At 51.9% G+C, this 20,940-nt stretch carries 12 protein-coding genes and 1 pseudogene; 4 read left to right on the forward strand and 9 right to left on the reverse strand.

Annotation, left to right across the window (positions count from 1 at the left end; translation table 11 throughout):
• The first annotated feature begins 522 nt into the window (after positions 1–522).
• Positions 523–6,417 (forward strand): beta-ketoacyl synthase N-terminal-like domain-containing protein, encoded by a 5,895-nt coding sequence (locus tag LZ24_RS01505; RefSeq protein ID WP_144681590.1) that lies wholly within the window; start codon positions 523–525, stop codon positions 6,415–6,417.
• A gap of 70 nt (positions 6,418–6,487) precedes the next feature.
• Here LZ24_RS01505 and LZ24_RS01510 read toward each other — a convergent pair whose 3' ends face one another.
• The 7 genes and pseudogenes from LZ24_RS01510 to hcp all read right to left on the reverse strand — a co-directional run bounded on the left by LZ24_RS01510 (position 6,488) and on the right by hcp (position 13,397).
• Positions 6,488–6,727 carry a hypothetical protein gene (locus LZ24_RS01510; protein ID WP_144681592.1) on the reverse strand — a complete coding sequence of 80 codons (240 nt, stop codon included), beginning with the start codon at positions 6,725–6,727 and terminating at the stop codon, positions 6,488–6,490.
• A 235-nt stretch (positions 6,728–6,962) separates the two neighbouring features.
• Positions 6,963–7,643: a superoxide dismutase gene (locus LZ24_RS01515; RefSeq protein ID WP_246118491.1), complete on the reverse strand. Its 681-nt coding sequence runs from the start codon at positions 7,641–7,643 to the stop codon at positions 6,963–6,965.
• A 231-nt stretch (positions 7,644–7,874) separates the two neighbouring features.
• Positions 7,875–8,621 (reverse strand): hypothetical protein, encoded by a 747-nt coding sequence (locus LZ24_RS01520; protein ID WP_144681594.1) that lies wholly within the window; start codon positions 8,619–8,621, stop codon positions 7,875–7,877.
• 219 nt (positions 8,622–8,840) lie between these two features.
• Entirely contained in the window at positions 8,841–9,149 is a 309-nt protein-coding gene (locus LZ24_RS01525) for a ComEA family DNA-binding protein (RefSeq protein ID WP_246118492.1), read from the reverse strand.
• 477 nt (positions 9,150–9,626) lie between these two features.
• The gene (locus LZ24_RS01530) at positions 9,627–11,201 is read right to left on the reverse strand and encodes an ammonia-forming cytochrome c nitrite reductase subunit c552 (RefSeq protein WP_144681596.1); all 1,575 of its coding nucleotides are present in this window, start codon (positions 11,199–11,201) and stop codon (positions 9,627–9,629) included.
• Positions 11,194–11,661, reverse strand: a complete 468-nt coding sequence (locus tag LZ24_RS01535; protein WP_144681598.1) for a cytochrome c3 family protein — start codon at positions 11,659–11,661, stop codon at positions 11,194–11,196. The genes LZ24_RS01530 and LZ24_RS01535 overlap by 8 nt, the downstream gene beginning before the upstream one ends.
• 73 nt (positions 11,662–11,734) lie before the next feature.
• Positions 11,735–13,397, reverse strand: a pseudogene (hcp, locus tag LZ24_RS01540) (hydroxylamine reductase).
• A gap of 449 nt (positions 13,398–13,846) precedes the next feature.
• On the opposite strand from hcp, the gene LZ24_RS01545 reads away from it, so the two are divergent.
• A complete protein-coding gene (locus LZ24_RS01545; protein WP_144681600.1) occupies positions 13,847–15,850 on the forward strand; it encodes a methyl-accepting chemotaxis protein in 2,004 nt (667 codons plus the stop codon).
• 696 nt (positions 15,851–16,546) lie between these two features.
• Here LZ24_RS01545 and LZ24_RS01550 read toward each other — a convergent pair.
• Together LZ24_RS01550 and LZ24_RS01555 are read right to left on the reverse strand one after the other, a co-directional pair.
• Positions 16,547–17,944, reverse strand: coding sequence for a sigma-54-dependent transcriptional regulator (locus LZ24_RS01550; RefSeq protein ID WP_144681601.1), 1,398 nt, complete (start codon positions 17,942–17,944; stop codon positions 16,547–16,549).
• Positions 17,941–19,428: a sensor histidine kinase gene (locus LZ24_RS01555; protein WP_144681603.1), complete on the reverse strand. Its 1,488-nt coding sequence runs from the start codon at positions 19,426–19,428 to the stop codon at positions 17,941–17,943. The genes LZ24_RS01550 and LZ24_RS01555 overlap by 4 nt, the downstream gene beginning before the upstream one ends.
• A gap of 254 nt (positions 19,429–19,682) precedes the next feature.
• Between LZ24_RS01555 and LZ24_RS01560 the strand changes: the two genes are divergently transcribed.
• Both LZ24_RS01560 and LZ24_RS01565 read left to right on the forward strand, forming a co-directional pair.
• A complete protein-coding gene (locus tag LZ24_RS01560; RefSeq protein ID WP_186442863.1) occupies positions 19,683–20,066 on the forward strand; it encodes a DUF4168 domain-containing protein in 384 nt (127 codons plus the stop codon).
• A gap of 367 nt (positions 20,067–20,433) precedes the next feature.
• Entirely contained in the window at positions 20,434–20,910 is a 477-nt protein-coding gene (locus tag LZ24_RS01565; RefSeq protein ID WP_144681607.1) for a chemotaxis protein CheW, read from the forward strand.
• Positions 20,911–20,940: the final 30 nt, after the last annotated feature.

The raw sequence follows: 20,940 nt of genomic DNA on the forward strand, positions 1-20,940 counted from the left end.
AGGCAGGATAAGCTTTTTAATTACCATAACAGGCCTAAGCACGCTGCCTTTGTGGCGGCTCAGACAGTTTGCCGCTTCTTTCGCACAGGCCTGCAAAGCTCTGATCCGAAACGATTGCAATGTCACTTGCAAATAGCCACGGAGCCTTGCAGCAGTACGAAGCTGCTGCATTTACAGCATTGTGAGTTTGGAATAAACTGTGCTGAATAATTACGTTTTTAAGTAGAAGCGGCTTCCAGCCGCTTTAAATTATCTGATTACTACCCTGACTCAGCCATAGCCTGCTGGTCAGATTGTTGTCAGGCCCATGGTGAGAGCTTTCACACGGGCAGGCGCAAGACCTGCCCCTACGAATGATTTTTACAACCCCTGTTTTGTGTAGGGGCATCCTTTAGGGGTGCCCGACAGACAGGAAAAAAAGACTGCCTTGCCTTCAAAGAGCAAAGCATGGCAATATGGCGGGGGTTTTTTGGTGCCAGCCCCAGCCCACCCCAATCATTCAAATAAAAAAGCCCGGAAACCATGACATCCTTTATGCCCATTGCCATCATCGCCCAGACGGCCACCTTTCCCGACGCAGCCGATATTGCCACCTTCAGCCGTCATCTTATGGAAGGTCATGTGGCCATCGGAAAAATTCCCGAAGAACGCTGGCCGGATCAGGCCCGCTTTCTTTCGGAAAGCCACCTTGCCGACCAAACCATCAGTACCATGGCAGCGCTGGCTCCCCTTCCGGACACCCTGCCCCCCTTTGCTGCAAGCAGCATCGGGAAGGAATGTTTTTTCGATCCCCTGTCCATACTCCTTGCCCACAACACCGCAAGGCTTCTGCAGGACTGCGGAGTGACAGAAGAGCTAAAAAGACGCACGGGGCTGATTACGGGCCTTCTCGGACTTCCCACGGACAGCATCACACGGCTTGCCCGCACATCCTTTGGAAAAAAATCATCCTTCAGGGATAAAGGGACAAGGGCGGGCTTCGGGGTTACGGGCAGCCCTGCCCTTCTTACGGCCCGTGCCGCAAATCTTGGCGGGCCGGTATTTACTGTGGATGCGGCCTGCGCCTCCTCCCTTGTGGCCCTCCGCCTGGCCTGCGACACTTTACGGGAAAAACGTGCGGACCTCATGCTGGCAGGGGGCATTTCCAGAGCCGAAATCTCCTTTCTCCAGATCGGTTTCACCCAGCTCAAAGCCCTTTCCCCTTCGGGCTGCTGCCGACCCTTTGATGAAAGGGCCGATGGCCTTGTGGTGGGAGAAGGCTGCGGACTCTTTGCCTTAAAACGACTGGAAGATGCCCTCAGGCATCAGGACCCCATCATAGGCGTCATCCGGGGTATTGGCCTGTCCAACGACATCGGCGGCAATGTGCTGGCCCCCAAATCCGAGGGACAGATCCGGGCCATGGCACAGGCCCTGTCCATGGCGGGCATGGGGCCTCAGGATCTGGATGCCGTGGAATGCCACGGCACCGGCACACCCACGGGAGATCCCGTGGAAATCATCAGTCTTACAGAGATTTTCGGAAAAAACGGTGCCCAAAAACCCGTTCTGGCTTCGGTCAAATCCATGACCGGCCATCTGCTGACGGCCGCCGGAGCCGCAGGGCTCAGCCGCATGCTCATCTCCCTTGACCGGGATACCCTCCCCCTTACCCCGACCTTTGAAAAAGCGCCCCATGGAGGCCCCCTGGAAAAAAGCCCTTTCCGCATCCTCCGATCGCCTGAACCCTGGGAGAAAAAAGGAACAACACCCAGGGCGTTCGGAGTCAATGCCTTTGGATTCGGAGGCATCAACGCCCACATGATCGTGGAAGAAATGCCACCGGCACCGGAGCCCCGGCCCCTTATCCCCTCTTCTGGCAGGCCCCCATCCCTTGTCATCGTGGGTGCGGCACGCTACGACAAAAAAGAGGCTCCCATTGCCCCCGGCCTCTTCCCCATCCCGCCGAAAGAAAGCGAAGCCATGCTGGCCGATCACAGGGCCCTGCTCCTCTGCGTAAAAAAAGCCCTGCGGGATCTGGACTGGGACAAAAGCACACGGGCCGCCACGGGCCTTGGGGTGCTGGTTGATTTTGATCCTGCCGCAACGGACTTCAGCCTTCGCTGGGCCTTTCCCGAAAAGCACGAAGCCCTTGCCCTCCCCCCTTTGGATGCGGACCATGTCACAGGTTCCCTCACCAGCATGGCGGCCAGTCGGGTGGCCAAGGTTTTCGGTCTGGGCGGCCCCTGCATCACCCTCTCCGGTGATGGAAAAACCACCCTTGAAACCCTGCACATGGCAGAGCGCTGTCTTGAACAGGGAGAATGCAAGGCCTTTATCCTTGCCGCCTCGGATATGCGCAGCCATTACCTGTCTCCCCTTTGCCGGGACCTTGAAGGCATGGCAGATGCGCCCTTCTCCGGTGCCATCTGCCTCATTCTCCGAAGGGAAGAAGATGCCATCCGCCGGGGTGACACCATCCTTGGCCGCATCTCTTCCGAAGATTGGGAAAAAGATATGGAAAAGGCTGCGGGAAAAAAGCTTTGGGAAACATCCGGCCATGCCCTGCTCCGCATGGCAGAAAAAAGCCTTCCTTCACCCATCACCCGGCAGGAAACAAGGCAGGCATCCCCCCCTGATCCGAAATTTTCCGCAGCAGCCCGCCCCTCTCCTCCCGTACAGGTTTATCCTTTGTGCGCCAATTCAAAAGAAGAACTGATCCGGGCCTGCCGCCTTCTCCGTGAAGAAATAAAAAACCTTAGCCTTCTGCCCGAAGCCTGCACCCTTAGGGCCTGCCAAGCCTCGGAAGGAGAGTTCCGGGCAGCCATTCTGGCGGCGGATATAAAACGGATTGGCTCCTGGTGTGCCATCCTTGAAGAGGCCATCGCCGCAGGCCGGACCCTCCTGCCTGCGGGCCGGGAAGGGGCCGCCTTCCTTGCGCCCTCCCTAAAAGAAGGCATCCGGGGAGAAACGGCCTTTGTCTATCCGGGCTCGGGCAATCATTTCCATGGCATGGGAGAAAGCCTTGCAAGGTTCTGGCCCCACATCATAAAGGCCGATGAAGAAAGCTTTTTTGATAAAAAAGCCATTCCTCCCCTCTCCCCGGATGATGGCCATGACCCGACCCCTGCCATTTTCGCACAGGTACGCTATGGTCGCATCATGACCCGCATTGCCGAAGAAGAAGGCTTTGCTGCCGAGGCAATCATGGGCTACTCCCTTGGAGAAACCGCTGGCTTTTTTGCCACAGGTCTCTGGGAAAACCCGGAAATCATGCAGCAGCGTCTGCAAGGTTCAGAGCTGTTCACCAAAGAGCTTTCCGGTCCATGCAGGGCCTTACGGAAGCAATGGGGCATCGGAGAAGAAGAGCCCTTTTACTGGGCGGCTGCCCTTCTTCCTGTGGAAATGGAAACACTGGACAGCCATCTTCCCGCCTACCCCAGACTGCGCCGCCTCATTGTGAATACCTTCAAAGAATGTGTGGTGGGCGGAGAAAAAAAGGATATTGAAACGCTGGCAGGGAATATGGGCCTTCGCCCCATCTTCCTTGAAGGGGTCATTTCCGTACACTGCGATGCCCTGAAGCCCGCATACAAAGCCTATGAAAGCCTGCACACCTTTCCCGTTCATCCAAGGCCCTACCGCTATTATTCCTGCGCCAGCGGAAAAACCTTTACTCCGGATACAAAGAGCTGCTGTACGGCCATTCTGGAACAAAACCTCCGGGGCTTTCATTTCCCCTCACTGGTTCTGAAGGCATGGGAGGACGGCGTGCGGATATTCGTGGAAATGGGACCATCGGACTCCTGCACCCGCATGATCCGCAGCATTCTTCAAGACCGCCCCCATCTGGCCTTCAGCCTTTCGAAAAAAGATGAGGCGGAGGTCATCAGCATGGCCAGAGCCAGAGCCATCTGGCATGTGGCACCGGGTAAAAAACAGACCATGACAGCCCCCCCTTTCTCCAGCAGGGTGCTGTACCAGTTCTCTTCCATTCAGGCAGAAAGCGCCCGTCTGCATCAAATGTACCTTGATGGCTGTGCCCAGCGCCTCCGAACCCTGAATACCCTGCTGGGCAAAGAAAAAACCGGTGCAGAAACCACTCCCCCGGCATCTTCCCTGCCTGCACCGGCACCCGCCTTTGACCGTGAAGCCTGCCTTGAATTTGCCATCGGCAAGGCAGAAACGGTTCTGGGCAAAGACTTTGCACCGGTGGACAGCTATCCTGTGCGGGTACGGCTTCCGGCCCCGCCCCTGCTGCTGGTGGACCGGATTCTCACCATTGATGCCATCAAGGGCCGCACCGGACCCGGAACCATCGTCACGGAGCATGAGGTAAAAGAAGACGCCTGGTATCTGGACGGAGGCCGCACCCCCTTTTCCATTGCCATTGAATCCGGTCAGGCCGATCTCTTCCTCTGCGCCTACATGGGCATTGACCTTCAGGTGAAGGGTACAAGGGCCTACCGTCTTCTGGATGCCGTGGCCTCCTTCCACAGAAAACTGCCAAGGCCCGGTGAAACGGTGCGCTATGAAATCGAAATCCAGCGTTTTGTGCAGCAGGGAGAAACCCACATCTTTTTCTTCCGCTTTACGGGATTCATCGGGAAGGAAAAACTCATCACCATGGAAAAGGGCTGTGCCGGATTCTTTACCCCTGAAGAAATCCGTGATTCCGGAGGCGTGATCCCAAAGGAAAGATTCCCGGCCATTATGCCGGACAGGGGCATCGCCCCCGGTGCCATTCCCGTCCCCCGCTTTCCGGCCTCTTTTCTTTCCGAAGAAAGGATGGAAGCCCTGAGAAAGGGAGACGGGGAAAGGGCCTTTGGCCCCCTTTTCAAAGGAAAAACCATGGGAGAAAATATCCGCCTGCCCGGCGGCATGCTGGCGCTGGTTCACCGCATGAAGGAAATGGACCCCCAGGGCGGCCATTACGGCTGCGGCCTTGCCATTGGTGAGGCGGATATCCACCCGGACGACTGGTTTCTCACCTGCCACTTTTCCGATGATCCTGTCATGCCCGGCACCCTGATGTATGAATGCTGCATGCAGACCTTACGGGTATACGTCATGGCCGCCGGATGGATACCGGAGGACAGGGCCTGCTCCTGGGAACCCCTGCCCGGTGCGGGCAGCCGCCTTAAATGCCGGGGGCCGGTAACGCCGGAAACATCAAAGGTCCGCTATGAAATCCATATCCGTAAAATGGATTTTGCTCCCCAGCCCTTTGTGCTGGCCGATGCCCTCATGTACGCAGACGGCAAATGCATTGTCCGCTTTGAGGGCATGAGCCTCATGCTGGAGGGAACCGACAGGGAAGGTCTTGCCGCCATCTGGTCCGGATCAGGGGAAGAAAAACCCCTCTGGGACAAAGCAAGGCTCCTTGCCTTCTGCGATGGCCGTGCCGAAGATGCCCTTGGAAAGAGCTACGCCGCCTTTGATCAGGGACGCTTTCTCGCCCGCCTTCCAAGACCTCCCTATCTCACGGTGGATGCCGTAAGCCATGCCCATCTCACGCCGGACCACATTACGGAAAAAAGCCAGATCACCGCCCTCTGGCATCCGGAAGCCACAGGCCCGGACTTCGGGCATGAAAGGAGCCCTCTCCCCTATGCCCTGCTTCTGGAAGCCGCCCTGCAACCCTGCGGTCTCATGGCAGCCTGGATGGGGTGTTCCCTGAAAAGCGAAAGGGATCTTTTCTTCAGAAACCTCGGAGGAGAGGCAGCCATCCTTGCTCCTGTTTTCCGTGGAGAAGAAATTGAAACCCAAGCCACCCTGACCCGCTATGTGAAAAACGGCGATCTGCAGATTCTTTTTTTCGAGATTACCTGCTTTCAGAAAAAAAATCCCGTTTTACAGTGTGCCACCCACTTTGGGTTTTTCACCCGAGAAGCCCTTTCGGACCAGAAGGGAATGGCCGCGCCTGCGGGCCTTGAGCTTCCGGAAAACCTGAAAAGTATGGAGGCCATCCATGATTTCAGGATAAAGAGCCCCTTGCCCCATCCGGAAACAGACCCGGAGCAGGCCTTATGCATGGTCCACCGCATCCTTTCCTTTGACGAAAGGGGCGGAAGCAAAGGCCTTGGGAAAACCCTTGCCGTCATGGATATTTCCGATCAGGACTGGTATTTCCACGCCCATTTCAAGGATGACCCCGTATGCCCCGGCTCCCTTGGTCTTCAGGCGGTTTTCACCACCCTGAGATGGACAGCCTCCCGGATACTGAAAAAACCCATGGAAGATTTTTGTATTCCTCCCCAGAGCCACAGCTGGACCTACAGGGGACAGATCCGGCCCGGCAGTGCGGCCATGCACTGTGTTATCAGTGTGAAGGAAATTTGTATGGATGAAAGGGAAGGGCTGAGCTGTCAGGCTGCCGTATTCTGCGACGGTCTCTGCATCTATACGGCAGAGAATTTTCAGGTCAGCCTGACGTGACTGAAGAGACAAAAAAGCCTGCAACACAAAGGCCTGCAGGATTTATCGGACTCTCTTTCAATCTGTTTTTTTAAACTGTTTTGAGAGTTTTTACGCTACCCATGGACCGGAGCAGCTCATCATACTCACGGGTTCTGGTCCTTAACTGCTCTGCAAGTCTGTCCCGCTCCCGCCGCAGGACAGACAGGGCGTCCCGCTCACTGGCTCCCTGATCTGACTCTCCATGCCTCTGGAGGAATGTGCCAGGAGAATCCGTAAAATGGACACTTCCAAGCTGGATCAAAATGGCTTTAACTTCTTCCCTTTTCATTTTTTTCTCCCTTTTCAATAAAAAATAAACAATAAAACAAAATAGTTAAACCTAAAAAACGAATAAAAGACCCAAGCACAAACAAAAACACCCGCACCAGCCCTTGGGCTGAATGCGGACGTAAAAATAAGACAGAATCAAAAAAGGCGCCAACCTAAAAAACAAATTTAATATAACAAAAAAGATATTTTTGTCAACCATTATTTTAGAAAATAATTGTCCAAGCCTTCCTGCTCTACAGACTGGCTTCAAAAAAAGCTGCCACCGCATCCCAGTCAACCACATGCCAGAAGGCATCAATGTAGCTGCCCCTTTTGTTCTGGTAGCTCAGGTAATAGGCGTGCTCCCAGACATCCAGTGCCAGAATGGGTTTTCCCTGCTTTTCAACGGTATCCATCAGGGGGTTGTCCTGATTGGCTGTGGATGTAATGAAAAGGGAACCGTCCTTTGCAACACAGAGCCAGACCCATCCGCTGCCAAAACGGGAAAGGGCCGCCTTCGTGAAGGCTTCTTTAAACGCATCAAAGGAGCCAAAGGATGCCTCAATTTTTTCTCCAAGCTTTCCCTCTGGCACACCACCACCATCGGGGGACATCACCTTCCAGAAAAAGGCATGGTTATAATGGCCTCCCCCATTGTTGCGCACGGCATCGGGCAGGCGGCTGGCCTGAGCCAGCAGGACTTCCAGGGGCTGGCGTGCAAGGGGCGTGCCCTTTAGAGCTGCCACCAGATTATCAAAATAGGCTTTGTGGTGACGGCTGTAATGCAGCTCCATGGTTTCCGCATCAATATAGGGTTCAAGGGCATCATAGGCGTAGGGCAGAGGATCAAAACGCAGATCCGATACACCGCCGTCCTGCGAGCAGGAAAGGGACAGAAGAGCAGGCAGCACCATCAATAATATCCATTTTTTCATCACACATACCTCCATCGTTAAAAAATAATGTAACTGTTCAGCACAGTTTTTCAAGTACCATACCTGCAAGACAGATGCACAGGCCCCAGGCTATTTGCCCGTGACGCGAAACGATTGCAATGTCACTTGCAAATAGCCATGGAGCCTTACAGCAGTACGAAGCTGCTGCAATTACAGCATTGGCAGTTCAGAAAAAACTGTGCTGAACAGTTACAAAATAATCAGATTATTTTACTCTGAATCCATGCAGGGATTTTCCGGCGGAAAGAGATTTTCAGGAATCTCCACCCACACGGCACGGGCAAGGCCCAGCAGGTCTCCGGACGCTGAAAATACGGCGGAACCCGCCATTCTTTTTCTGCCATTGACTCCCAGGGGCCAGCCCATGGCAATGCAACGGTCACCGGGCTTTACCCTTCCCACAATCCTTGCCGTGAGCTGACCCAAAACAATGGCTTTTCCCTTTTCAAGGCCTGCCACGGCGAAGGCACCGGGACAATCTAAGGCCGCCCAGATAAAAGCATCTGAAATTTTTCCATCTTCTCCGGCAAGGGAGTCATCCACAAGCCACGGAGAAGCCACAACCCCCTTATCCTTTATACCCCCCGCAAAAATTCGCAATCCATCCCCCTCCTCCCGAAGGGTGCCGCAGACAAAACAGCGGGGAAAGCTGTGGTGCCGGAAACCCGCATAATTTTTCGAAGCTTCCACAGCCTCTTCAAAGGAAATAAAATCGGGTACTTTAATATCCAACTCCGAAGGAATTCCTTCTCCAATGAGGAGATCACCATCCATCAGCCGAACCCTGTCTTCATCCTTTTCCATACGAAGCTCTTTTTTAAGGGGCGGCGGCACCCGCAGGGAAACCGATGCCGTGCCCAAAATATGCCCTGCAATGCGTCCACAGACATAACCTCCGTTTCCGGACTGGGACGGGCCACAGAAACGCGGATCAATTGTCAGATTTTCCAGAAACATATACCCTCCCTGAGTTTTTCACATCTTTTTCGCCTGAATCATCCACCCGTTCAGACATCCAGACATATCTGTTTCCGGCATGTATCCAATCATGAATACCACACTCTGGCAACGGATTAAGATCCGCATGGCTAAAAAAATCCTGCAAGGCCTCCTCCCAATAAAAAAGAGCCTCCCGAAAAAAAAATCCGGAAGACTCCTGTACCCTGCACAAAATGATCAGGATGCCGTATCCTGCCCTGTTTCTGAGACAGTTACAAAATCTTTGATTCTCTCTATGGTTTTAGGACCAATTCCATTGATATTCTGCAAATCTTCTATGCTGCCAAAGGATCCGTTGGATTCACGATAGGAAACAATACGCTCGGCATAGACTTTACCAATACCCTTAATCTGCATCAGCTCTTCCACGCTGGCTGTATTGATATTGACTTTTGCATTCTGGGCAAGACCCGCCCCTGCCATGAAAACCATTAAAAAACATGCAGCGGCCATGAGAGCAAAGGCCTTGTTTCGTAAACCGTTCATAAAACCCACTCCTTTAAATTTTGGATAATAAAAACCGTAACCGCACCTCACGGACACGGACTGGAAAAACAGCACAGATGCAGGAATAAAAAAAGCCCGGAAACGCAGCTGCCCATCAATTCATGTGAGACACAAAGCCATTCAGATACTGCCGAAAAATTATTGGAGGACAAGATAGAGGATTACAGGCGGGAGATCAAGAAAAAAACAGGGCTGTCATCCATAAAGTTCTTAAGGTCATTAAGGTCTTTAATGACCTTAAGAATCGGCAGGCACAGGAAACGGCTCCTAGCGAATAGCTTTTACAAAGTTTTACGATTGTGATCAGGCACCCGTAAAGGGTGCCCCTACACAAAACAGGGTCGTAAAACCATTCACAGGGGCAGGCCTTAAGCCTGCCCATATGAAAGCTCGCACCATGGGCCTGACAACAAACTCACCAGCAAGCTGGGGCTGAATCAGGGTAGTAATCAAAATTTATGGCGTTTCCGGTCCCACCCTTTTATTCAGATCCCAGACCAGATCCGCTTCCGGAAGAAGGGGCAGGTATCCCAGCCATGGGTGGGAATCCAGATGTTCCTGACTTTGCTGCAGCTTGCGGCTGTGCTCTTTGATGGGCGCTACAATGTCTTTGATATTGCCCTCAAGTTTTGGTGCCGTGGCATAACCCGTAGCCTGCATGGCATAGTTCACGGCCTCCTGACTGTACTGCTGGGAACGGGCAAGGGTTTCCAGTGCTTTGGCCGGATTATGGAAGCCCGCACTGTTTTCCGCTGATACCCAGTCCCAGAACATCTGGCCCTTACGGATGCGCTCCTGGGCGGCAATAATCAAATCCTCATAATTATCGGGCTTTGCCCCTTCAAAGGCCCGGGCAAGGCGCACGGCTTCATGGGCCTTTACGGAAAGATCCTGAGCCACCAGCAGCTGCTCCCAGGTGCGTTCCTGAGTATATACAACCCTCCCCTTCAGGAATTCCGGTGTTTTGTCGGCATGGCACTGCCCGCAGGTCCGGCCGATGCTTTCAGCGCTTTTCAATGGCGAGGTCCAGTGGTGGGAAGATATTTTCTTTTTCCCATCCATGCGACGATAGGGCATGTGACAATCGGAACAGGAAACACCGGCAGCCCCGTGGGGACCATCATACCAGGTTTCATATTCCGGATGCTGAATCTTGATCATGGGCGTATCGGATACCGCATGGGTCCAGTCCACAAAATTTCCCTCAAAGCCCTTACGCTCCGTGGAACCCTTATCTTTATAGTATTCATAGACATTTTCTGGATTTTTCCCCAAGTCCCAGGGAAAGACAGGCTTGGCCTCAGGCCCCAGTGCCTTATCCTGAAAATAGTATTCCACATGGCACTGGGCACAGACCAGAGAACGCATTTCATTTCTGGAAGCCTCCCGCCAGTCCTGTCCCATGCGTTTCAAAGCCTCATCCAGCGGCACACTGGTAATTCTTAAATCCATACTCTGGGGATCATGGCAGGTGGCGCAGCCAATGGTGTGGTCATCCAGATCCAGCTCTTCCCTGAAGGAATGAAATTCCATGGCCCAGAAATCATCGTCATATTTCTCCACCCATTCGACCATCTTGGGCGTTTTGCAGGTATAACAGGTAGAAGGCAGCCCCGCCTCTTCGCTGTAGCGGTTGATGCGATCAATGTGCAGCAGATCATAGAGGGCATAGGTGTGGCCTCTGGCCCGGTTGTACTCAAAACTGAAGGGATAACCCATCCAGAGATTCTTCAGATAGGGCTGGCAGTATTTATAGGCCCTTGGCAGATCACCGCAGAGATGCTTTTCATGGGGAACGGAGCCCGCATATTCGGTCATCTGTGTATCATCATTGTTTGCAAGAAAGGTTTCGTAATGCAGGGGAAACTGTTTTTTAAAGGCAGAATTGCGGATTTCATCCGCCGCCAGTTTTGTTTTGTAAGAGGGCGTTTCAGGGTCCGGTACCTGCGTGCAGCCACCCAGAACAAATCCGGCTGTCAGAAAACAGCATACCACAAACAGCCGGATCTTCCGGCCAGCAGTCCTATTCATTGGCGACCCTCCTTTCAGCAATGGGCGACTTGGAGAAATGGGGAACCTGCCGGTGACAATCCGTGCAGGATTCCTTGGCATCCGCCACGTTGATGTTGGTCATGGTATGGCAGGCCATACAGTTTTCATTCACCACATCCTTTGTGGCCTGAGTGGTATGAATCACATCCAGAACATCGCCAAAGGTGTTCTGGTACACATCCTTGGCGCCTGCCTTTGCCTTGAACATGACTTTCCGGATACCACCGGCAGGTGCATGGCAGTCATTGCAGGAAAGGGAAGCATGCACCGAATTCTGCTGGGTGCGCACCACTTCATACATAATATGGCAGGATCCGCAGAATGCGGGCTCATCCGTGGCTTTCATGGAAAAATCCGCTGCCCCGTAAATACCGGCACCCACAAGAAGCAGACCAAGGGCCAGAAGCAGGGTTTTCATGCCGCCGGGAGGTACTTTCATAAAAACCTCCTGTTAAAGCAGGTCCATAAAGATATAAGGATGCTGAAGAAATTCTTCAGCATCCGTTCAGACATTAACGCCCCGCCATCATGGCTGCCACATCTTCTTCCACAGAAGATATGGCTTTGATATCAAACTTTTCCACCAGCACCTTTGCCACAGCCGGAGACAGGAAAGCCGGGAGTGTTGGACCAAGGCGGATTCCCTTGACTCCAAGGGCAAGGAGAGCCAGAAGAACGGCAACGGCCTTCTGCTCATACCATGCAATATCATAGGATATGGGCAGCTCATTAATATCTTCTAAGCCAAATACTTCCTTAAGCTTCAGGGCAATGACGGCAAGGGAGTAGGAGTCATTGCACTGGCCTGCATCCAGAACCCTTGGAATACCGCCAATATCTCCTAAGTTCAGTTTATTGTAGCGATACTTGGCACATCCCGCCGTAAGGATGACCGTATCGGAAGGAAGACTTTCCGCCACTTCCGTATAGTAGCTGCGGCTTTTATGCCTTCCGTCACAACCGGCCATGACCACAAAACGGCGGATGGCACCGCTCTTTACGGCCTCCACCACCTTATCTGCCAGAGCCAGCACCTGATTGTGGGCAAAACCCCCCACAATACTTCCCTCCTCAAAGCTGACCGGAGGTGCACAGCTTCGGGCCTTTTCAATGAGGGGAGAGAAGTCCCTTGTTCCACCTTCGGGCCGGTCGGCAATGTGCACAGCCCCTTCATAGCCCACAATACCTGTGGTAAAGAGACGGTCCAGATAAGTATTGTCCTTTTTTAAAGGCACAAGACAGTTGGTGGTAAGAAGTACGGGACCGTTAAAGGATTCAAACTCATCGTTCTGGTGCCACCATGAACCACCGTAGTTCCCCACAAAATGAGGATATTTTTTAAAGGCCGGATAGTAATTGGCGGGCAGCATCTCTCCGTGGGTATAGACATCGATGCCCGTACCCTCGGTCTGACGGAGAAGCTCTTCCATATCTTTAAGATCATGGCCGGAGATCAGAATACCGGGATTTTTGCCCACGCCGATATTCACCTCACTCACTTCAGGGTGACCATAGGTTTTCGTGTTGGCCTCATCCAGAAGGGCCATGGTGGTTGACGGCCATTTCTCCGGCCTTCATCACAAGGCCAGTCATGGCATCCACGGACAGCTCCTTTGTGGTAGAAGCCAGAGCTTCCATCATGAACTCGCCTATTTCATCCTTATAATACCCCAGAACCGCCGCATGTTCAGCATAAGCAGCAATGCCCTTAAGACCGATGGTCAGAAGCTCCCTCAGGGAACGGACGTCTTCGTTCTCCGTCAGCAGAACGCCCACTTCCTTAGCCTTTTCCCCAAAGGCCTCAGCAGAAGCCGTCCAGATAGCTGCCTCAGGAAGAGAATCCGCACAATCCTTTCCGTTCTTTTCACGGTAAAGATCGCTGAATTTAACGGCAAGGCTTTCCCTGCGGCGCAGGCCTTCTTCGATCATGGAGCTAAAACGGGCCTTATCCCAGTTGGCATTGGTAATGGTGGCAAAAAGACCCTCCATGATAAAGGTGTCATGGCTTCGGTCCGCAGCCCCCATTTCCTTTAGTTTTTCCCCATAAACGGCCATACCCTTCAGAACAAAAATCAGAAGATCCTGAAGATTCGCCGTTTCTTCGGGTTTTCCGCAAAAACCCCTTACCGTACATCCGGTGTTTTTCATGGTTTCCTGACACTGAAAACAGAACATGGGAACCCTCCTTTTTTCATATGGTTACAAAGACGCACCCCTGAAAAAACGCCAAAAAAACTTTCATTCCCCACCTTCATATATGTTCCGGCCTTTGTCACCGCAGACAAAAAAAACACCGTTCTTATTCGTGCACAAAACACAACATGTGTATAATTGTACCCCTACCCCTTACCGGCAATAAAAGCAAATAAAAAAAACGGCTCAGGAAAAGAAAACCCCGGAGGATACGGCATCTTTGCTGTTTTTAAAAAAGCCCCCTCCATGAAAGCCCTACCAAAGATCCATTCATCCCCACCAGCCAGCAGAACATTCATTGACCTGCTGGTAAACTTGAAAAAAATCCTTTGAAAAATTTTTAAGGTATTGGACTTTTCCCCATGAAAAAGTTATGATTCCAATCAATCAAAGGAGTTCATTCATCCAATCTTAAAAAGGAGTTCTACCCCATGGCCGTCAATGTCCGATCCATCGGTTTCAGACTGCTCAGTGTCAGTCTGCTTTCCGTTCTCATTCCCCTTCTTGCCGTGGGCTTCATTGCCATGAGCCGGTCCACCACGGCCCTGACCAACAATGCCGCTGAAAACACCTATGGTATTGCTCAGGACCTGGCCAACCTCATGGACAATCTTCTCATTGCAGAGGTCCGTCTGGCAGATGCCTTTGCCCGGGAAGAATCCATCAGAAACCTTGTGGCAAAGGCCCATGCAGAGGGCCATGGGGCTGTCAGATCCCAGGCCCTGCATGTATTTGAAAACCTCAAGATTCAGTTCCCCGCCCTTGGGTCCAATTATCAGGGTATTTTTGTTGCCGATGCCAGAGGAGAACTGCTCACCGGAGTCATGGCCAATGGCAATGAATATGTCGGCTTTAATATTGCAAACAATGACGAATTCAGAAGGGCCGTTTCCACCAAAAAAACCGTCATCGGCAATGTGCTGCGCTCCCAGGCCACGGGCGGCCTCGTCCTCCCCATCAATTCGCCCATCCTTTCCAGCCGGGGGGAATTCTTAGGGGTCTTTGCCACGGTCATCAATGCCAATTACCTCACGGAAATGGTAGCCAGCCGCGAGCTTGGCAACACGGGTTACGGCTATATGCTCAATGAAAAGGGGCTGGTGCTGGCCCATCCCGATGAAAGCCTCATCCTTAAAACGGATATCAATGAGGTTCCGGGAATGGAGCACATTGCAAGGGAAATGCTCCGGGGCCATTCCGGTTCCGATGAATATGTCTTCCGTGGTGTGAGAAAAATGGCGGGTTTTGCACCGGTTCCCAGCACGGGCTGGCTCATGTCCGTAACCCAGGACCATGATGAGTTTCTGGAAAGCTCCAGAGATGTGAGAAATGCCGTGGTGCTGGTGATTATCCTTTCCCTTGTGATTGTGGGTTTTATTGTAGTTTTCCTTGTGCGCTCCATTGTCAATCCCATCAATGCGGCGGTGGCCGGTTTAAAGGATATTGCAGAGGGTGAGGGGGATCTCACCATGCGCCTTAAGGTCAGCACCGAAGATGAGGTGGGAGAGCTGGCCCGCTGGTTCAATATCTTTGTGGAAAAACTTCAGGGCGTTATCCGTGAAATAGGACAAGGGGTGAATACACTGGCCTCCTCCTCCACCCAGCTTTCTGCCATTGCCGATGACATGCAGCAGGGCGTTCAGGATGTATCCGGCCGCTCTGCAACCGTGGCCGCCGCTTCCGAAGAAATATCCACGAATACGGTTCAGTCAGCTTCAGCGCTTGAGCAGTCTTCCAGCAACACCAACCTGTTGGCCACGGCATCGGAGGAAATGTCTTCCACCATCAATGAAATCGCCAATAATGCCGGAAAAGCAAGGCGGGTTTCCGAGGATGCCGCAGGCAAGGCTGCCCGCATGTCCAAGCACATGGGAAGCCTGAAGGAAGCCGCCGATGCCATCGGAAAGGTCATTGAAACCATTACCGACATATCGGAACAGGTAAACCTTCTGGCCTTGAATGCCACCATCGAAGCAGCCAGAGCCGGTGAGGCTGGCAAGGGTTTTGCCGTTGTTGCCAATGAAATCAAGGAGCTGGCCAGACAGACCGCTGCGGCATCTCAGGATATCCGGGAAAAAATTGAAGACATTCAGGGCACCACCGCCACCACCATTCAGGAGGTGGGAGAAATCACAACGGTCATCAATGACGTCAGCGAGGTGGTGGGCAACATTGCCGCAGCCGTGGAAGAACAGTCCACCGCAGCCAGTGAGATTGCAGGAAATGTGGCTCAGGTCTCCCAGGGTATTGAACTGGTCCATGAGAATGCCAGCCAGAACGCCACCGTGGTGGCAGAAGTGACAAAGGACATTGCAGGCATCAGCCACGCCATGGGAGAAATGAAAGACAGAGGCTCTCAGGTCAATGACAGTGCAGGGGAGCTTTCAAGGCTTTCAGAGTCCCTGAAAAAAATGGTGGGACAGTTTAAAATATAATCTGAAAACATACCGGCGGGCACCCGTAAAGGGGGCCCCTACACAAAACAAGGCCGTAAAAAACATTTACAGGGGCAGGCCTTGCACCTGCCCGTATTAAAGCCCGCACCATAGGACAACCCGACCAGCAGGCTGTGGCTGAGTCAGGGTCGTAATCAGATTAAAAAATGCGCCAACATAGCGCATCTGCAAAAAGAAACCTAATTATTCAGAACAGTTTATTCCGAACTGCCAATGCTCTAGTTACAACAGCTTTGTACTGTTGCAAGGCTCCGTGGCTATTTGCAAGTGACATTGCAATCGTTTCGGATCAGAGCTTTGTCCGGCACTCAAGCCATAAACCTAGAGCCTGCGATGAAAAAAATGGGCTTTTGCAAGCTTGAGTGCCGGAGTGCTTATAAAAGCGGCAAACTGTCTGAGCCGCCACAAAGGCAGCGTACCAAGGCCTGCCATGGTAATCAAAAAGCTTATCCTGCCTGTGGCGGGGAGTTTTTGCCGCTTCCGCACAGGGCAAGAAGCTCCCGAATCCGGCACTCAAGATCCCTAAGCACTTTTGCTCCCGCAAAGGGCTTGAGCTTTTCAGCTTGAGTGCCGGATTGCGTCACGGGCAAATAGCCTGGGGCCTGTGCATCTGTCTTGCAGGTATGGTATTTGGAAAACGGTGCTGAACAGTTACAAAGAAACAAAAACACAATTTCAAAGGCCTGACGCACCGGCCTCCAGCTTTCTGTAAAGGGTACGCCTGCCTATACCCAGTATGGTGGCCGCACTTCGCTTGTTCCCCCCCGTCTCTTTCAATACCTGCCGGATGTAGCGCTGCTCCAGTTCAGCAAGGGAAATCAGCCGGCCAGAGGGCAGTATGTCAATGCCGGAGGTCTCCGGTAAAGCCGGCGGGGCCTGTTGATGGCTACGTATCCTCAGGGGCAGATCTTCCGGCTGGATCAGCTGCCCCCTTGCAAAGGTCACGGCCCTTTCCATGGCATTGCGAAGTTCTCGGACATTACCGGGAAAGGGATAATGCGTAATAAGATCCAGAGCAGAAGCAGAAAAGCCTCTGATCTTTTTATCCATGGCAAGGGCAAACTGCTCCACAAAACGGGCTGCGAGAAGCTCCGTATCTTCCCCCCTTTCCCTCAGGGGAGGCACCCTCAGGGTAAAGGTTTCCAGCCTGAAAAACAGATCTTCCCTGAAACTTCCCTGCAATACATCCTGTTCCATATTCTGATGGGTTGCCGCAAGAATACGTACATCCACCTGATCCTCCCTGTTTTCTCCCACCTTGCGGACCTTGCCATCCTGAAGAATACGCAGAAGCTTGGCCTGAAGAAAAAGGGGCATTTCCGATATTTCATCCAGCAGAAGTGATCCCTGACTGGCTTCGGCAAAAAGACCCTGCCTGTTTCTGCCAGCACCCGTAAATGCACCCGCCGCATGTCCAAAGAACTCACTTTCCATGAGATGTTCCGGTATGCCAGCGCAGTTTACCGGAAGAAAAGGCCCCTTGGATCTGTTACTTTCCCTGTGTATGGCTCTGGCAACCAGCTCTTTGCCGGAACCACTTTCCCCCAGAATGAGTACAGGCCCCTTGGCCTTGGCAACCTGCCGTATCTGTTCAAAAAGAAGTCGCATGGCAGCACTCTGCCCATGCATACCGTGAAATCCATCGGAAGATAAAAAGCCCCGCATCCGACAAAGGGTTTCCCTTAGCTGCTTTCTCTCCAGAATCCGTCTGACACTCAGAATAAAATGTTCCAGATCCAGCGGTTTGGTCAAAAAATCCTCAGCCCCTGCCTTCAGGGCTTCAACGGCCTTTGAAATGGTTCCAAATGCTGTGATAATGAGAAAGGCTGGAGGTGATACATGCTCTTTTTCTTCAAGCACCTTTCTGAGAAAATCCATCCCCCCCATACCCGGAAGGGTGAGATCGGAAATGACAAGATCCGGCATTTGCTGCCGCATTTTTTTTAATCCTTCTTCGGCACTGGGCACCCAGTCTGAGTGAAGGCCGGATTCCCGGATTTCTTCACTGAGCATGGCACCCAGCGCCCTGTCATCTTCCACAATGAGTATCCGTGCCATGGTTTTTTCTGTCATGATGCTTCGTTTTCCTTTTTCCTTGCCTGTTCCGGAATAAAAAGATGAAAGCAGGTACCGCCTCCGGGATTATCTGCAAGCGCCACAAAACCACCATGCTCCTCGGCCACCGTATGCACAACGGAAAGGCCCAGACCCGTGCCCTCTCCCGCCGGCTTCGTGGTAAAAAATGGTTCAAAAATTTCTGACCGGATTTCTGGCGCAATACCGGGCCCCTTGTCACAGACGGAAAAACGAATACCCTTTTTTTCATATTGCCAGCAAAATTCAATTTCCCCAGCATATGCACACTGAATTGCATTGCGTAAAAGATTGATCAGTGCCTGCTGTACCCGCATGGTATCCATGAAAAAAGCTTTTTTTTCCTCAGGCCCCCTGATCCGGATCTTCTTCGTGTGGAAACCGGCTTCTTCGGATACGGCAGCGATAACAGAGGCCATGAGCTGTGCCGGAACGGCCGCAGAACAGCGCAGGGGATTTCTTCTGCTGAAATCCAGAAGCTGCCGTATGATAAGATCCATCCTCACAACCTGTTTTCGAATATCTTCAAAAGCTCTTTTCTGATTTTCACCAAGATTATTTTCACGCAGGGCACGCTGAGCTTTACCGCTGATAACACTTAAGGGAGAACCCAGCTCATGGGCCGTACCTGCGGCCAGCCTTCCCAATGCTGCTAGTTTTTCAGAGTGCCGGAGTTCCCTTTCCAAAAGCTCCTGCTTCTTCTGCTGACGCCGCAGGGTTTCTTCTGCCTCTTCAATACTGTTGAGCATATGATTGAAGCTGATCCCAAGGGAAACCATTTCCCTTGGGCCGGTTTCCCTGAACCGGTGACTGCGTTCACCACTGGCAATGACAGACATGCTTTCCGTAAGTCTTTTCAGGTGCTTTCCCAGGGCGCGATGGTGTCCGAGCAAAACAAGGGCAGACAGGGTTATCAAAAGTGCGCCAAGAATGATTCCACCCCGGATGCGGATAAGCTGGATATGATCGCTGAACTCCTTTCCCCTCCGGGTAAGGTGGAGGAGACCAAGAATACGTCCTCCTCTGTCCGTAAGCGGCACAAAATAGGAGTATACCTGACGTCCGGCAATTCTGCCGTATTCACCCGTGTTTTCGCCATCCGCAGCCAGCTCCGTTAGGCGCTCCGTCTTTGGTTCGGGATCCTCAAGCCCCAGCCTGAGAATCTCTGTTCCTTCCTGATCATAAACATAGGCACTGTAAATTCTCCCGATGGCCAGAGCAGATTCCAGCGCATGCTGCATACTCAGCATACTGTCCTGCTCAATGGCGTAGCTTAAGGGCAGTTGAATGGCACGGGCCACAAGCTCCAGATCCTTTTTCATCTGTTCTTCTACCCGGCTTTCCATGGATCTGAGGGCCAGCGCACCAAACAGAGCAATGGCAATCATAAGCGGGGTAACCATATATAGCAGCAGGGCTGTGCGGAGGCTGATGTTTCCGGGGAATAAAAAAAACGGTTTCATTCTTTCTCCTTTGGACACAATCCATGGCACATGTGCCATAAAGATACAACAGTCCATTCTTTAAAAACAAAGCAACCCAAACCTTTTTTCAAGAATAAATTATTGTTTTTTTAATATAAAATACCTGTTTGATTTTTTAAAAAAACAAATGGCACCTGATATGCAATAGAATGCAGACAGATTGCATATTTGTTGTCGTGCAATTCTTGTTCGTTTTTTCATTATTGAAATGGATGTTTCTACAGGAGGAATCTATGTACAAAAAATCATTTTACGCAATTGTGGCCTTAAGCCTCTGTTTTTTTGCTTTTATGACCGTTTCTGCCATTGCACAGGAAGCCTATCAGTCGCCGTACACGCCGGGTCAGGCCATGGATATCAGTAATTCAGATCTAAATAAAGCAGCAGAAGCTTATATAAAAATCTCAGAAATCAATCAGGATTTTCAAAAAGCCGTTCAGGACGTAGAGTCCCCCGAAGAAAGGCAGAGTCTTCAGGTTAGTGCCAACGAAAAAATGCTGGAAGCCGTTGAAAAAACCGGACTTGATGCCCAAAGCTACAACATGATTGTTCAGCAGGTGGGAGCGAATGAAGATCTGAGGCAGCAATTTACAGCAAAACTCAGAGACCTTCAGTAATCTTCCCTGCAGGCAGAAAACGGCACTGCCAGAAACCATAAAGGATCAGAGGTTTTGGTAAGATATGTACCTGCCTCCCTGAGCTTTTCCAAAGAAATTTTTAAAATCTTATGAACCCCTGCTTTCCGGATCTCCGGGAAGCAGGGGTTTTTGTGCTGCTTAAAAAAAATGAATACTCCCCAAAGAGATGCCGGGCTTCGCCTTCATCCTCCATATGGCTTTTTCAGCATAAGTGACATTACAGGCAAAAAAAACTTGTTTTCACAGGCACGTTCATGAGAAGATTCCGGGCATACATGCATTACACATATAAATTTTCTCCCTCCTTTTATTCTTTCATCATCCTCCAGCAGCAAAGGAGCTTTCCATGGACGAAACCGCCAGTGCAGGCAAGTATCTGACCTTCTCCTTAGGAGAAGAAAACTACGGCATCGGCATTCTTAAGGTAAAGGAAATCATCGGTATGATGCCCATTACCTCCGTGCCCCAGACACCGGATTTTATGAAGGGCGTCATCAATCTCCGGGGCAAGGTGATTCCCGTTGTGGATCTTCGCCTGAAATTTTCCATGCCACCCACGGATTACACGGACCGGACCTGTATCATCGTCGTTGAAGTCAGAGGCCTCTCCTCCTCCATCCAGATGGGCTGTGTGGTGGACTCGGTGTCCGAGGTACTGAACATCAAGGCCGAAGACATAGAACCTGCCCCCTCCTTTGGTACAAAGCTCCATACGGACTATATTCTCGGCATGGCCAAGATGGACGGCAAGGTCAATATCCTCCTGGACATCGACAGCATCCTGACCACCGAGGAAGTAGACATCCTCACCCCGGAAGAATGAACCCCTTATCCCAATAAACAATCAGGAGAA

The sequence above is a fragment of the Desulfobotulus alkaliphilus genome (assembly GCF_007830435.1).
Lineage (GTDB): Bacteria > Desulfobacterota > Desulfobacteria > Desulfobacterales > ASO4-4 > Desulfobotulus > Desulfobotulus alkaliphilus.

Bases quoted from the DNA above. Each gene is read 5' to 3' on its own strand.
- LZ24_RS01505 (WP_144681590.1), top strand. From the start codon at position 523: ATGACATCCTTTATGCCCATTGCCATCATCGCCCAGACGGCCACCTTT.
- LZ24_RS01510 (WP_144681592.1), bottom strand. From the start codon at position 6,727: ATGAAAAGGGAAGAAGTTAAAGCCATTTTGATCCAGCTTGGAAGTGTC.
- LZ24_RS01515 (WP_246118491.1), bottom strand. From the start codon at position 7,643: ATGAAAAAATGGATATTATTGATGGTGCTGCCTGCTCTTCTGTCCCTT.
- LZ24_RS01520 (WP_144681594.1), bottom strand. From the start codon at position 8,621: ATGTTTCTGGAAAATCTGACAATTGATCCGCGTTTCTGTGGCCCGTCC.
- LZ24_RS01525 (WP_246118492.1), bottom strand. From the start codon at position 9,149: ATGAACGGTTTACGAAACAAGGCCTTTGCTCTCATGGCCGCTGCATGT.
- LZ24_RS01530 (WP_144681596.1), bottom strand. From the start codon at position 11,201: ATGAATAGGACTGCTGGCCGGAAGATCCGGCTGTTTGTGGTATGCTGT.
- LZ24_RS01535 (WP_144681598.1), bottom strand. From the start codon at position 11,661: ATGAAAGTACCTCCCGGCGGCATGAAAACCCTGCTTCTGGCCCTTGGT.
- LZ24_RS01545 (WP_144681600.1), top strand. From the start codon at position 13,847: ATGGCCGTCAATGTCCGATCCATCGGTTTCAGACTGCTCAGTGTCAGT.
- LZ24_RS01550 (WP_144681601.1), bottom strand. From the start codon at position 17,944: ATGACAGAAAAAACCATGGCACGGATACTCATTGTGGAAGATGACAGG.
- LZ24_RS01555 (WP_144681603.1), bottom strand. From the start codon at position 19,428: ATGAAACCGTTTTTTTTATTCCCCGGAAACATCAGCCTCCGCACAGCC.
- LZ24_RS01560 (WP_186442863.1), top strand. From the start codon at position 19,683: ATGTACAAAAAATCATTTTACGCAATTGTGGCCTTAAGCCTCTGTTTT.
- LZ24_RS01565 (WP_144681607.1), top strand. From the start codon at position 20,434: ATGGACGAAACCGCCAGTGCAGGCAAGTATCTGACCTTCTCCTTAGGA.